The organism is Halovivax ruber XH-70, from assembly GCF_000328525.1.
GTDB lineage: Archaea > Halobacteriota > Halobacteria > Halobacteriales > Natrialbaceae > Halovivax > Halovivax ruber.
This window is the reverse complement of the sequence record NC_019964.1, coordinates 1,019,975-1,032,169: the sequence shown is the minus strand read 5'-3', so window position 1 is coordinate 1,032,169 and position 12,195 is coordinate 1,019,975. Positions and strand designations below refer to the sequence as shown.

Below are 12,195 nucleotides of genomic sequence, written 5' to 3'. Positions count from 1 at the left end.
TCGATGATTTTCCTCGCAAACCGAGCAAATCTCGATACGCGCCAACTCCTCACCCGCCTTCACAACTGGCTCCAGACACAGGTCACGACGGAAGACGCGCCCATCGAGCAGGTCTGGTATCACACGTCCGCCGGAAACAAGGTCGGCGTCAGAGCAACGATCAGCGCACCACGGTTCCTCGAAACCGCGTACCCAGTTGCGGAAGCCGAACTCCAGATCTCGTTTGATTTTCCGTCGAGTCGTCCGTACGATTTCTACAAGATACAGTGGGTTGAGGCGGAACGCGAGTTCATGCTGGGTTGGCATCAAGATGACACCCATATGGATCTCGGCGAATGTCATCTCCAACTCGATTATCAGGGAGAGACAGTACAGCGAGCGCCAGCGGCGTTTCTCGATACACACCCGTTGAACGTGTTTGACCAGCGAATCGATCGCCTCGTGGAACTCGTCGACGCCGTCTCCTGGAAAACCGACCAGCCACGTATTCCTGATCGCCGGCTTTGGTGAATCGAAGAGCTTCGGAGCGTTGGATCGGCGTACGTGAGAGTGAGACCCACACCCACTGTCGAGGCACTCCGGCGGTATCTCAGGGAGAGGGAGCACTACTGTCCGCAGCACGTTGCGGAATGATGCGATCACGTCACAGATATCCCAGATCCTCCAGTCGATCCCGAATCGCCGCGGCCGATTCGACGTCCCCGTCCCCCTCGACCCGCCACCGATCCGCTACTGGCGGTGACGTCGTCGCCTCTCGCCGCGGCGTCACACGATCGATCGCGTCGGCGACGTCCAGCACCGAATCGGTCCCCTCCAGGACTCGTTCGTCTGTGGCTCCGAGGAACGCGTCGTGGGTGTGCTGGCCGGACCGCAACCCGTGATCCGAGACACACACGAGGACGTCGTCCGCCCCCAGCTGTTCACGAACCCCGTTCGTCCACCGGGCGGCCTGCCGATACCAGCGATGCTGCCAGCCCGTCTCGTCGACGGCAGGCGCGAGGTGGCCGATCGTATCCAGAAAGCCCAGCCAGACGAAGACGAGATCGTACTCGCGCTGCATCGCGGCCTCGATCGCCCCGAGTTTCTTCGTCGTCTCCGCCGCGAGGCGCTCTTCGAGCGACGCCACCGGAATTTTGGGCCGATGCCGACTCCCACCGTCTGCACCTTCTTCGATGTGCAGGAACTCGCCTAACTGCGCGCCGCGATCGAAGACGACGTCGAGGCGGTCGTCCGCCGCCGTGCGGTAGTTCGGCACCGCGAGCGCCAACGAGCGACGACCGTCGAAAATCGTCTCGATCCCGCGGTCGCGGTAGTACGACGCCGGTTTGAAATCGAGCGTCGCGCCGCGATTGCGAAGTCGTCGCCCGACCTCGGTCCGGATCCGTTCGGGAACGAGGCCGGCCGAGAAGCGGGCCGCGAGCGAGACCCAGTCGCTCTCCCAATCAGTCCCGCCCTCGGCAGTCGCGGCGTGAACCCCGTGTTCGTCAGGCCCGACGCCGGTGACGATCGACGGCCACAGCTCGTAGGTGTGGGGCTTCTCGAGCACGGGATTGTCGAACGTCTCGATCGACCGGTGGTGTGGCCCGAAGGCCTCGGCCAGTTCCCACGCGGTCGCGAGTTGGTGGTCCAGTCCGTCCCACCCGAGGACGACGGTCGTCATCGTGGCCTCACCTCGCCACACCGCCTCGGTGTCACGATCGCCTCACAGTTCTGCTTCGCCGTCCTGATCGTCTCTCCACACCGCCTCGCTGTCACGGACACCTCGCCGCACAAGGGTAGCGTCTCGTCCCACATCATCGCCGTGCCCGTCACTTCACCACCTCGAGTTCGAACGCGATCGGCCGGGATTTCCAGAACTGGACCCGACGGATTCGTCGGGCGCGACGCACGCGAAACTCGACGTCGAAGTACTCCATCGCCCCGTGTTCCGTCGTCGGATCCCAGAAGTCGAACGTTCGTTCGTCGAACAGCTGTTCGTGCGTCGGGTCGACGTAGGCGTTCCGGTCGCGCCAGTGGGGAACCTTCCCTCGAATCGTCCCGCCTGGGGTCGCGATTCGGTGTAACTCCGCCATCGTCTGCGGCAGGTCGCGAACGTGTTCGAGGACGGAGTAGGCCAGCACCTCGTCGAATCGGTTCGCCTCGAAGGGCAATCCGGTCGCGGAGTCCAGGTCGGCCACTACGTCCACGTCCGCATACGCCCGCAGGTCGAGACCGATCGCGCCCGGGTCGCGTTTGTTCGCCCCGCAGCCCACGTCGAGCACCGTCGGCGCGGTCTCAGCAGCCACGGTGGATCACCGCCGGGCCGACGTGGATATCGCGAGCGATTGTAGTTACGAACGACTTCACACCCCACCGAACACCGGCCACGACGACCGCCACACCATCGCTACTTCTCATGCGTCACCTCGATAGACGTCGGTTCGGTCGTCGATCGATCGCCCGGACTGCGAGGCTCACCGCTGTCGCGCAGTCGCCCCGCGACCCAGCCGGCCGCTCGCTTCGCGTGTGGAATCGGATCGCGTCCAGAGACGGCTGCGAAGGGAACGTTCAGCGCACACTCGTGGAACGGTTTGAGTCCGTACTTGCCGGCGAGGACGCCCTCTCGCCACCCGATCGGATGGCGATCCTGTGCGGCGTGGTCGAATCGCGCCTGGTGGTTGAACACCCAGAGATAGCCGCCGTCTTCAACGTGGCGACGGAGGTACTCGTCTTCGAGGACCACGAGATCCGGCGGGAACGAGACGCCCGCGACGGCAGCGTGGCGACACAGCGTGGCGTGGGTCCCCCCGCGGCGGGCCCGCCGTCTGACCCAGTCTGAATTACGTTCGTCTCGCGACAGCTTCCGCCCCTGGACGGCGCCGACGGCCGGACTGACCGCGTCCCGAAGCCGGGCGAGATACGTCGCCGACAGCCGGACGTCGTCGTCGAGAAACAGGAACCAGTCGGACTCGACAGTGGCGACCGCGAGTTCGCGGGCCTCGGGGAGTGTGGTCGGTCGCGCGATAAACCGGAGGTCCCAGCCGTACTCGTCCGCCCTGGCTGCGGCGATCTCTGCTGTCTCGTCGTCGCTTTCGTCGTCGACGATCACGAGCCGCGTTATCGGGACGTTCGAGGTGTCGCTGCTCGTCGCCAGTGCGCGAAGCGTCCCGCCGAGGACGCCGGCCGATTCAGCCGTCGGCATCGCGACCTCGATCCCGTCGGAGAGCATCCCTCGGATCCAGGGGACCGAGCCGCATAATTAGGGATCTCGTACCGGGTTCGTCGCCGCGGTCAGGAGTGGTAACGACGCCTTTCGGCACGCGAATTCTCGTCGCAGGAAGCCAGCACGAAGCGTAGCTGGCAAACGGACGCCGTACTTTTTCCGCCGATCCGTGGAGTGTCGTCGTATGCGAGTGGGGTACTTCTGCTATCACCTCTCCGGGACCGGCCCGGCGACGCGTGCCCGCGACGTGATCAACGCGATCGCCGCCGAGACGCCGGTCGACGTCGTCGTTCTCACGGGCGAACCGGAAAAGGTCGATAGCGCCGCCACGGTCGTCCCCGTCGACGTTCGTCACCCACTCGACGCCGCCCAAAAGGTTCGCCACCACTTCGCCGACATGGATCTCGTTCACGTGCCGATCAACGTCTACCAGGCGGCGTTCGTCCGACTCGGCTACCGCGGGCCGCTGGTCGGGGGTGTTGGACCGGGGATCCAGTCGACGCTCAGACACGGCTTGCTCGGCCGAGCGATCGGGATCGACCTGAAGATCAAGACCCACGAATCGATGCGCCGTTGGGATCGGTACGGCTACGAAACCGCGGTGTGTACGGCGACGATCGACCGCGACGTCTTTCGGCCGTACGATGACGACAGCATTCGAACGACCAGACGCAACCTCGGGCTCGATCCGGAGACGAACGTCCTCCTCTACGTCGGGGAACTGAGCGAACCCCAGGGCGCCCACCTCGTGTCCGAACTGGCTCGCGAATACGGAAGCGATACCGATACCGAGAAGACGGTCGTCGTCGCGGGCGACGGCCCGCTCCGATCCACGTTCGAAGGGCGTGAGGACCTCCGGTACGACGGCTTCGTTTCGAACGACGCGCTTCCCGACTACTACAACGCCGCGTACGTGACGGTCATCCCCCGAAAAGAGGACGTAACCTCCAACGTCGGTCTCGAATCGATCGCCTGTGGAACGCCCGTCGTGACGACCGCCGACGGGATCGTCCGGGACCTGTTCGAGGCCCGCGGAACGTACGTGTGGGCGGACAGGAACGTCGCCGCCATCCGCGAGACCGTCGACGCGCTCCTCGCCGACGACGACCGATACCGGGCGCAGGTCACGCGTGGCCTCGAGACGTTCGACGACATGGCGCTGTCGCTCGACGACGCAGTGGACACCCACCGCAGGATCTACGAACGCCTCGTCGTGGACAGCGACTCCGACGAGGTGCGTGCCAAAGGACCGCGGGCGTCACCGTGAATATGCCGTGACCGTGAGCATCTCCGTGACGATGCCGTGACCGCAGACATCGCTGTGGCGTTGCCGTAACCGCGGACGTCGCCGTGACGTTGCCGTGACGATTACCTGGCCATGAGTGCCACCGTGACGACTATGTGGGTTCGTGTGTCGCCGAGACGATGTCCTTCGGCCCGTCGTCGGTCACCGTGACGCGGCTCGTCTCGATGGCGTATCCGCGGTCGGAGAGCGTCTGTATGAGAACGTCCGTCGGGGAGCCCTGCTGAGGGTGTGACTCGACGACGATGGCCCAGGGGTCGATCTCCATATCGCTGACGACGGCTCGCTCCGCCCCTTCACAGTCCATCACGAGGACGTCGCAGGTGGGCAGGTCGGACGCATCGATCCGGGACGCACCGGCCATCGATCCGTAGATCTTCACGTCGGACCCGACGACGGCCTGGCGAACGTCGACCCGGGTGCCCAGTCGATCCCCACGGACCTCGCCCGTCAGTTCGAGTGCCTCCTCGATGGCGGACACCTGTGCGGCGTTCGCCTCGTAACTCACGACGCGGCCCTCGTCGCCGACCGCGATCGCCGCCCTGGCGGTACAGACGCCGTAGCCGCCGCCGATCTCGACGACGGTATCGCCGGGTGCAATCGCCGACACCAGGCTGTCGACGAGCGTCGCCTTGTAGTCTGGTTCGGACAGTCGAGCCTGCAGGTCGAGCAGGTAGTATCGTCGCGTAACGACGCCGTTGTACACACCTGGTATTCGCGGGAGCCGTCGACGAAGCGTCGCGTCGTAGAGGCGTCGTGCCAGTGCCGTGGCGCCCTCGATCATCGGGGTATCCTCTCACTTCCGCCGCGTTGGTCGGGCATGCTTTAGGTGCCAGCGTCAATAACTGGTGGTAAATGCGTTTCGGGCGCACAGCCGCGGCGTACTTCGCCTCGCAGGTCGCCCTCTCGCTCGCGGGCTTTCTGGCGACGTTCTTCATCGCCCGCCTGCTCGGTGCCGCGGCACTCGGCACCTACACGGTCGCCGTCGCCGTCCTCTTCTGGCTAAAGGTGCCGACGAATGGCATCACGGCCGCGATCAACAAACGGGTGAGCGAAGGGGTCGATCGCGGCGCCTACGTCGGGGGCGGCCTCGGGCTGTCGATAGCCGTCGCCGGAGCGATCTCGGTATTCGTGCTCGCGTTCGGCGGGTACGTCGATCGGTACGTGGGAGCCGGGGTGAGCGGCTTGATCGTCGTGCTCTACAGTGCGAACGTCCTCTTCGACGGGGTCAGCGCCAGCCTGAAGGGACAGAAGAAGGTCGCCCTCGCGGGCGGGGTGAGCGTCGTCGAACGAGTGGGGCGGCTGCTCGCACAGGTCGGCGTGATCCTGCTCGGCTACGAGGTCGCCGGGCTGGTCGTCGGTCACGCCATCTCGCTGTTCGTCGCCGCGATGCTCGGCCTCGCCCTCTTCGACGTCCGGCCGCGGCTGCCGACACGAGCCCAGCTGGCCAGCCTGTTCGATTACGGCCGGTACTCGTGGCTCGGCAGCTTGCAATCCCAGATGTTCGGCTGGATGGACACGACGGTGCTCGCCTTCTTCGTCGCCTCGTCGCTGATCGGTATCTACGAGGTCGCCTGGACGCTGGCGTCGACGCTCACCCTGATCAGTACCGCCGTCCAGCAGACGCTCTTTCCCGAACTGAGCGACCTCGGGACCGACGACCGACACGAGCGGATCCATCACTTCCTGAACGAGGGGCTGGTGTTCACCGGTATCTTCGTGATTCCTGGCCTCGTCGGCGCGCTCATCCTCGGACCACGACTATTGCGCATCTATCGTCCCGAGTTTAGCCAGGGAGCGACGATTCTGGTAATCCTGATCGCCGCGCGCGGCGTCGCCGCGTTCGGCTCGCAGTTCGTCTCCGGCATCAACGCGCTCGATCGGCCGGACGTCGCCTTCACGATCAACGGCGCCTTCGTCCTGACGAACCTCTCGCTCAACGTCGTGCTGATCCGGGCGTTCGGCTGGCACGGCGCCGCGGTCGCGACCGGCCTCTCGGCCTGCCTGTTGACCGTTCTCTCGTACTACGGCCTGTCGGGACTGATCGGTCGGCCGTCGATTCCAGCCCGCGAAATCGGGCTCCAGTTCGTCGCCGCACTCGCGATGGCACTGGTCATTTACGGCCTGCAGTCGGTCGCTCCGGCCACTCACTACGCGACAGTCGGACTCGTCGTCGCCGGTGCCGTCACGTACGTCGCGCTCCTCGTCGGGCTGTCTCCACGGGTGAGAAAAAAGGCAGTCGCGTTGGTCCCGCTCTCGGATCGATTCGCACTGACGTGAGTGGCTCGCGTTCGTCGCAGTGTGTCCCAGCGTCACTGCCGATCGACGAGGGACGGTTCGTCCCCATCGGCACGCTTCTTCACAGCACCCTCGCCGAGTGCACGCAGGATCTGCCCATACCGGTGGACGGCTGCGTCGAAATCGTATTCTCGTACGATCAACGACCGCCCGTCTTGGCTCATTCGGGGGAGACGCCCACCGTCGAGCGCACTGACGATCGTGTCCGCGATCACGTGGCTCTCACGGTCGTCCATGTGCAATCCAGTCTCGCCATGGCGGACGACGTCCGGAACGCCGGAGACCGGCGACGCGTACACGGGCGTCCCACACGCGAGTGACTCGAGGATCGTCGTTGGCAACCCCTCGGTCGGTTCCGACGGCATCACGAGCAGTCGGAGGGCGTTCAGCTCCCGCGGAACCTCGTCGTGGTCGACCCACCCGGTGACGACGACCGAACCGCGCTCGATCTCGTCGGCCAGCGCCGTCTCGACCTGCTCGCGCAGTGCCCCGTCGCCGACGAACCGAAACGTCACGTCGTCAGGGAGTTCCCTGGCGACCTGAACCAGCGTGTGAATCCCTTTCTCCTGATCGAGCCGGCCGACGAAGCCGACGGTTCGATCACGCTCGTCGAACGGAATCGTCGGCCGGAACCGGTCGGTGTCGACGTAGCGAGCACCGTTCGTGAACAGCGTGTCGCTGTCTCGCTCGAGTCCTAACTCCCGCGCCATACCGGGCGTGTAGGCGATGACAGCGTCGGCGGCGGAATAACCGATCCGTTCCAGTACGCGTACCGGCAACGCGAGCGCGCGAGCCAGGGGTGCGGGCAGCTGGCGTTCCCAGTTCAGTCTGAGTGAACGCGGGACGTCGCCCCGGGGTTCCAGGGCGACGGTTTTCCCGATCGCACGGGCAAAGAGGATCGGCAGGAGGTACGACGTCGCGCCGAAGAACAGGACGATGTCCTCGTCGGCCAGGGCGAGTTCCCGACACATGCGAAGTTGGTTGGCCACAAATCGAACCGCGGCGACAGCCGCGTTCGACTGGCCGGCCCCTTTCTCGGTGAGTTCGACGACGTCGTATCGGTCCCGCATCGTCGACTCGGCCGGCAGATCCGCAGTGATCAACGACACCGTCGCGTGGACCGAGAGCACGTCGAGTAACGTGCGCGTCGCGGTTTCGCCCGGATCACTCAACGGATGAGTTACGACACACACGCCAAGTTGCTCCCCGGTATCACCGTGAGCCGTGTTCGCCGTTTGTCGCCGATCGGGAGCCGCTGACTGTCGCCGGTCCGATACCGCTGATCGCTGCCGGTCAGATGTCGACGACTGGCCTCGATCGGACGTCGACGACCGTCGTCGATCGGGCACCGATGACTGTCGCTGCTCGGGCGTCGAAGGTTGCCGCCGATCAGAAGCCGACAACTGTGGCCGCCAGCGCGTGAACCCGTAGAGGTAGCCGAGACCGACGGCGACCGTGAGTACGAAGAGTGAGAGCAACTGCAGTGCGTTTCGCCGAACGCGCCCGCCCACGATTCCCCGAACTCGGTCGGGGATCGATTCGACGACGAGGCGCCGGAGGAATTCACTCTCTTCGTCGTTCGAGTCCGACACCAGGACGGCCATCGCACGTTTCGAGTACCCCTGCCAGAAGGCCCGGCCGAGCAGCCAGCGAGGATCGGTTCGGTACTCGAACACCTTGTGCTCGACGACGGCGTCGGGATCGTACCAGATGCCACGGCCGTATCGTCGGCGCATGCGCGCACAGAGTTCCGCCTCTTCGCCCTGTAGGTTCGAATCGCCCTTCCGCCCGCCGATAGCCGGGTCGAACCCCCCGAGGGCCAGAAAGACGTCCCGGCGAAAGGAGATATTAGAGCCGAACGTATTCCGAACCTCGCCAGGGCCGTCGGCGAAGCCGTCGTGGGTTACCCCGACGAGCCAGTAGAACTCGGGCGGAAGCGCAGTTGGCTTCCCGACCTCCCAGCGCGGTGCCATCCGTCCGCCCGCGGCGATCGCGTCGTGGTCCTCGTAGGCCGCGACTAACCGCTCGACCCAGTGGGGGTCGGCCACGGCGTCGTCGTCGATGAACGCGACGACGTCACCGGTCGCGAGTTCGGCCCCCAGATTCCGGCTTTGGATCAGGCCCCGGTTTTCGTCCGTGCAGTGGACGACGGCGTCGTCCCACTCACCCGACTCCGCGAGAATTCGGTCGTAGACGGCCGGTGCACCGTCGACGACGATGACGAGTTCGACGTCGTCGTACGTCTGGTCGAAGATACTTTCGACTGTCTCCCGAAGGTGCTCGTAGCTATCGAGCGCGTACGTACAGACGACGACCGAGACCTGCATCGCCGCCGACGACGATGGCGTCCACTGTAGTTAGTGACTCCCTCAGACGGTCCTCGGGACCGAACCGGGGCCAATCTGTGGCTGTTCGCCTCCGTATGAGAAGGCTTATTGACCCGATAGCGAATCGTAACGCCAATGAGTAGCGAGACTGCAGACGCCCGAGCCCTCCAGGCCGAGGACGTCGTCGCGTTCGTCGAACGCTACGGTCACCTCGCCGCAGTTGGCCTCCTCATGGTCTTCATGCTGTGGACGCGCCTGCTCAACTTCGGCGCGTTCAGAGATCAAGAGGGAGTCGCGTTTTCGGGTGTCGACTCCTGGTATCACTGGCGAACGACGGAATGGACGACGGAGAACTTCCCGTGGACGATGCCGTACGAGGTGTACACCGGCTTCCCCGACGGGAACTACGTCGGGCAGTTCGGGACGCTGTTCGATCAGCTCGTCGCGGCCGTCGCGATGATCATCGGCCTCGGCAGCCCCACCCAGTCCGACATCTACCTCGCCGCCCTGATCGTGGTTCCCGTCCTCGCCGCGCTCGTCGCGATTCCGGTCTACGTGATCGCGACGAAAGTGGCTGACGGCAACCGCCTCGCCGGCCTCGTCGCCGTCACTATTCTGGCGCTCTCGCCGGGTTCGTTCACGAGTCGGACGACGACTGGCTCCTTCGATCACACCGTCGCCGAGGTGCTGTTCATGGCGGTGGCCGTCCTCGCGCTGATCGTCGCCCTGCGGACGGCCGAGCGCGACAAGCCGATCTGGGAACTCGTCAAAGCGAAGGAGTACGACCCGCTCAAACCGAGTGCGACGTACGCCGCCCTCGCCGGGGTCGCGATCAGCCTCTATCTGTGGACCTGGCCGCCGGGCGTCGTCTTCCTCGGAATCCTCGGCGTCTTCTTCGCCGTCCAGCTCGCACTGGATTTCGTCCGCGGCGTCTCACCCGATCACGTCGCGTTCGTCGGTGCGATCAGTATGGCGGTTCCGGCGGTCTTCGGGGTCGTGATGGCCGACGTCTACTCGTTCAGCAGCGTCACTGCCTTTGGACTGCTCCAGCCATCGGTTGCGTTCCTCGTCGCGGTCGGCTGTGTCTTCATGGCCTGGCTCGCCCGTGAGTGGGACGCACGCGATATCGACCGCGTGTTCTACCCGGTCGCGATCCTCGGCCTGCTACTGGCCGGACTGGCTGTCCTCTCGATCGTTCTACCGGAACTGTACAACTCGCTCGTCACCAACCTCACCTCCCGGCTGATGCCGCTCAACACGTCCGACACGGGACTCACCGTGCAGGAGGTCCAGCCACCGGGCTCGTTCGTCGACCAGGCGTGGAGCGAGTTCCGGATGGGGCTGTACCTCTTCATCCTGGGCCTCATCATGGTCGCGGCCCGTTCGCTCACCGGCAAGCGCTACCGCGCCGAGCACACCCTCGTGATCGTGTGGGGGCTGTTCCTGGCGAGTATGGCCGCCACCCAGGTTCGCTTCTGGTACTACTTCGTCCTGCCAGTCGCGATCCTCTCGGGCTACACCATCGGGCAGCTGATCGACCTGATCGATCTGCGGCCGGTCGACTCGATCCGCGAGCTCGAGGGCTATCAGGTGCTGTCGATCCTGCTCGTCCTGATGATCGTGCTCGTCCCGTTCGCACCGGCGATATCGGGCGCGACGGCCGTCGACGTCGGCAAGGACGCCGGACAGGACTACAACTCGGCAATCTGGGAGGAGCCGAACGCGTACATGCAGGAGAACACGCCCGAACCAGGCAACCTCTACGGGGCCGGCCACGACGACGAACTCGAGTACTTCGGGAGCTACGATATCCCACCGAATCAGGACTACGACTACCCAGACGGCGCTTACGGCGTGATGTCCTGGTGGGACTACGGCCACCTGATAACGACACAGGGTGAACGCATCCCGCACGCCAATCCGTTCCAGCAACACGCCCGAAGCGCCTCGGCGTACCTCCAGGCACCGAGCGAAGAGAAGGCGAACGAGGTCCTGGACGCGATCAACGCGGGGATGGACCCGCGCCTCGACGCGAACGGCAACGTCACTGTCGACGCACCGGACGACGTCGACAACGACATGCCGTACGTGATGATCGACTACCAGATGGCCTCGACGAAGTTCAACGCCATCAGTCAGTGGACTGGTCCGGGTCTCGGGGAGTACGTCGGCCAGACGGAACTCAATCTGGGACAAAATCAGTCCCAGCAGGTGCCCGTCCCCGGTGAGGCGTACGAGAACACCCAGCTGGCCAAACTGTACCTCCAGGACACGAACGGCCTGGAGCACTACCGGCTGATCCACGAGTCCGACCGGTACGCCTACGTCGGCGGCTTCGTGCAGGGCCAGCAGCCCAACCCGTTCGCCGGACTGGATCAGGGAACCAACTGGAACCAGAGCCGGTCACAAGCTGCCCGGATCCAGCAGGCGAACATGCAAAACTCGCTCTTTGGCAACGCCTACGAAGGCCAGCTGGAATCGACGGTCAAGAGCTTCGAGCGCGTCGAGGGAGCAACGCTCTCGGGCACGGCCGATCAGGTCGACGCCGCGAACGCGAGCGCCATCGTCACGCTGGATCTCGAGACGAACACCGGCCGGACGTTCACCTACAGCCAGACCGCGGAGGTCGCTGACGACGGCAGCTTCGAGGTTACCGTCCCGTATGCGACCGAAGAATCACTCGGTCCGGACGACGGCTACACCGACAGTGCCGTGGAAGCGAACGGCTCCTACGAAGTCTTCGTCGGCTCCGGCCAGGACTTCTATCAGGCGAACGCGACCGTGGACGAACCATCGATCTACGAGGGCGAGACGGTTTCCGTCAGCGGCTTCGAGGAGGTTGATATCGGCGGCGGGAACGAAACTGACGGCGGGAACGAGAGCGACGACGGCGGGAGTGACGGCAGCGACACCGATACCGCCCCCGCGAACGACGGAAGCGACGACGATAGCACGTCGACGAGCGACGACACGACCACACACGTCGGCGACGCACGCGTCGCGGGCGCCTGATCGGCCGCAGCCGACGCGGCCGAAGCGAACGCTTTTCCGGCCATCACCTGTAC

The 12,195-nt window shown here is 65.0% G+C and carries 9 protein-coding genes and 1 pseudogene; 4 read left to right on the top strand and 6 right to left on the bottom strand.

Annotated features, from left to right (window positions below; all coding sequences use genetic code 11):
* Window positions 1–3 precede the first annotated feature (3 nt).
* Complete coding sequence (locus tag HALRU_RS04830; RefSeq protein ID WP_015300281.1) at window positions 4–510, top strand: hypothetical protein; 507 nt, start codon at window positions 4–6, stop codon at window positions 508–510.
* 133 nt (window positions 511–643) lie between these two features.
* Here the strand turns inward: HALRU_RS04830 and HALRU_RS04825 are convergent, their stop codons facing one another.
* The 3 genes from HALRU_RS04825 to HALRU_RS04815 all read right to left on the bottom strand — a co-directional run bounded on the left by HALRU_RS04825 (window position 644) and on the right by HALRU_RS04815 (window position 3,208).
* On the bottom strand, window positions 644–1,660 hold the full coding sequence (locus HALRU_RS04825) for an alkaline phosphatase family protein (protein WP_015300280.1): 1,017 nt from the start codon (window positions 1,658–1,660) through the stop codon (window positions 644–646).
* A 148-nt stretch (window positions 1,661–1,808) separates the two neighbouring features.
* Window positions 1,809–2,285 carry a class I SAM-dependent methyltransferase gene (locus HALRU_RS04820; protein WP_015300279.1) on the bottom strand — a complete coding sequence of 159 codons (477 nt, stop codon included), beginning with the start codon at window positions 2,283–2,285 and terminating at the stop codon, window positions 1,809–1,811.
* Window positions 2,286–2,386: 101 nt separating this feature from the next.
* The gene (locus tag HALRU_RS04815; protein ID WP_015300278.1) at window positions 2,387–3,208 is read right to left on the bottom strand and encodes a glycosyltransferase family 2 protein; all 822 of its coding nucleotides are present in this window, start codon (window positions 3,206–3,208) and stop codon (window positions 2,387–2,389) included.
* A gap of 178 nt (window positions 3,209–3,386) precedes the next feature.
* Here HALRU_RS04815 and HALRU_RS04810 point away from each other — a divergent pair, with 178 nt between their 5' ends.
* On the top strand, window positions 3,387–4,469 hold the full coding sequence (locus HALRU_RS04810) for a glycosyltransferase family 4 protein (RefSeq protein WP_015300277.1): 1,083 nt from the start codon (window positions 3,387–3,389) through the stop codon (window positions 4,467–4,469).
* A 130-nt stretch (window positions 4,470–4,599) separates the two neighbouring features.
* Here HALRU_RS04810 and HALRU_RS04805 read toward each other — a convergent pair whose 3' ends face one another.
* Complete coding sequence (locus HALRU_RS04805) at window positions 4,600–5,289, bottom strand: FkbM family methyltransferase (protein ID WP_015300276.1); 690 nt, start codon at window positions 5,287–5,289, stop codon at window positions 4,600–4,602.
* Between the two features lie 71 nt (window positions 5,290–5,360).
* Here HALRU_RS04805 and HALRU_RS04800 point away from each other — a divergent pair, with 71 nt between their 5' ends.
* The gene (locus tag HALRU_RS04800) at window positions 5,361–6,785 is read left to right on the top strand and encodes a lipopolysaccharide biosynthesis protein (RefSeq protein ID WP_015300275.1); all 1,425 of its coding nucleotides are present in this window, start codon (window positions 5,361–5,363) and stop codon (window positions 6,783–6,785) included.
* 32 nt (window positions 6,786–6,817) lie between these two features.
* On the opposite strand, the gene HALRU_RS16255 is transcribed toward HALRU_RS04800, so the two are convergent.
* Window positions 6,818–7,996 carry a glycosyltransferase family 4 protein gene (locus tag HALRU_RS16255; RefSeq protein WP_394294995.1) on the bottom strand — a complete coding sequence of 393 codons (1,179 nt, stop codon included), beginning with the start codon at window positions 7,994–7,996 and terminating at the stop codon, window positions 6,818–6,820.
* A gap of 279 nt (window positions 7,997–8,275) precedes the next feature.
* Window positions 8,276–9,130, bottom strand: a pseudogene (gene aglG, locus HALRU_RS16250) (glucosyl-dolichyl phosphate glucuronosyltransferase); the annotation flags it as partial.
* 135 nt (window positions 9,131–9,265) lie between these two features.
* Between aglG and HALRU_RS04790 the strand changes: the two are divergent.
* Window positions 9,266–12,142, top strand: coding sequence for an oligosaccharyl transferase, archaeosortase A system-associated (locus tag HALRU_RS04790; RefSeq protein WP_015300273.1), 2,877 nt, complete (start codon window positions 9,266–9,268; stop codon window positions 12,140–12,142).
* Window positions 12,143–12,195 lie beyond the last annotated feature (53 nt).

Excerpts from the sequence above, each read along its gene's own strand:
- HALRU_RS04825 (WP_015300280.1), bottom strand. The coding sequence starts at position 1,660 with ATGACGACCGTCGTCCTCGGGTGGGACGGACTGGACCACCAACTCGCG.
- HALRU_RS04805 (WP_015300276.1), bottom strand. The coding sequence starts at position 5,289 with ATGATCGAGGGCGCCACGGCACTGGCACGACGCCTCTACGACGCGACG.
- HALRU_RS04800 (WP_015300275.1), top strand. The coding sequence starts at position 5,361 with ATGCGTTTCGGGCGCACAGCCGCGGCGTACTTCGCCTCGCAGGTCGCC.
- HALRU_RS04830 (WP_015300281.1), top strand. The coding sequence starts at position 4 with ATGATTTTCCTCGCAAACCGAGCAAATCTCGATACGCGCCAACTCCTC.
- HALRU_RS04810 (WP_015300277.1), top strand. The coding sequence starts at position 3,387 with ATGCGAGTGGGGTACTTCTGCTATCACCTCTCCGGGACCGGCCCGGCG.
- HALRU_RS04790 (WP_015300273.1), top strand. The coding sequence starts at position 9,266 with ATGAGTAGCGAGACTGCAGACGCCCGAGCCCTCCAGGCCGAGGACGTC.
- HALRU_RS04815 (WP_015300278.1), bottom strand. The coding sequence starts at position 3,208 with ATGCTCTCCGACGGGATCGAGGTCGCGATGCCGACGGCTGAATCGGCC.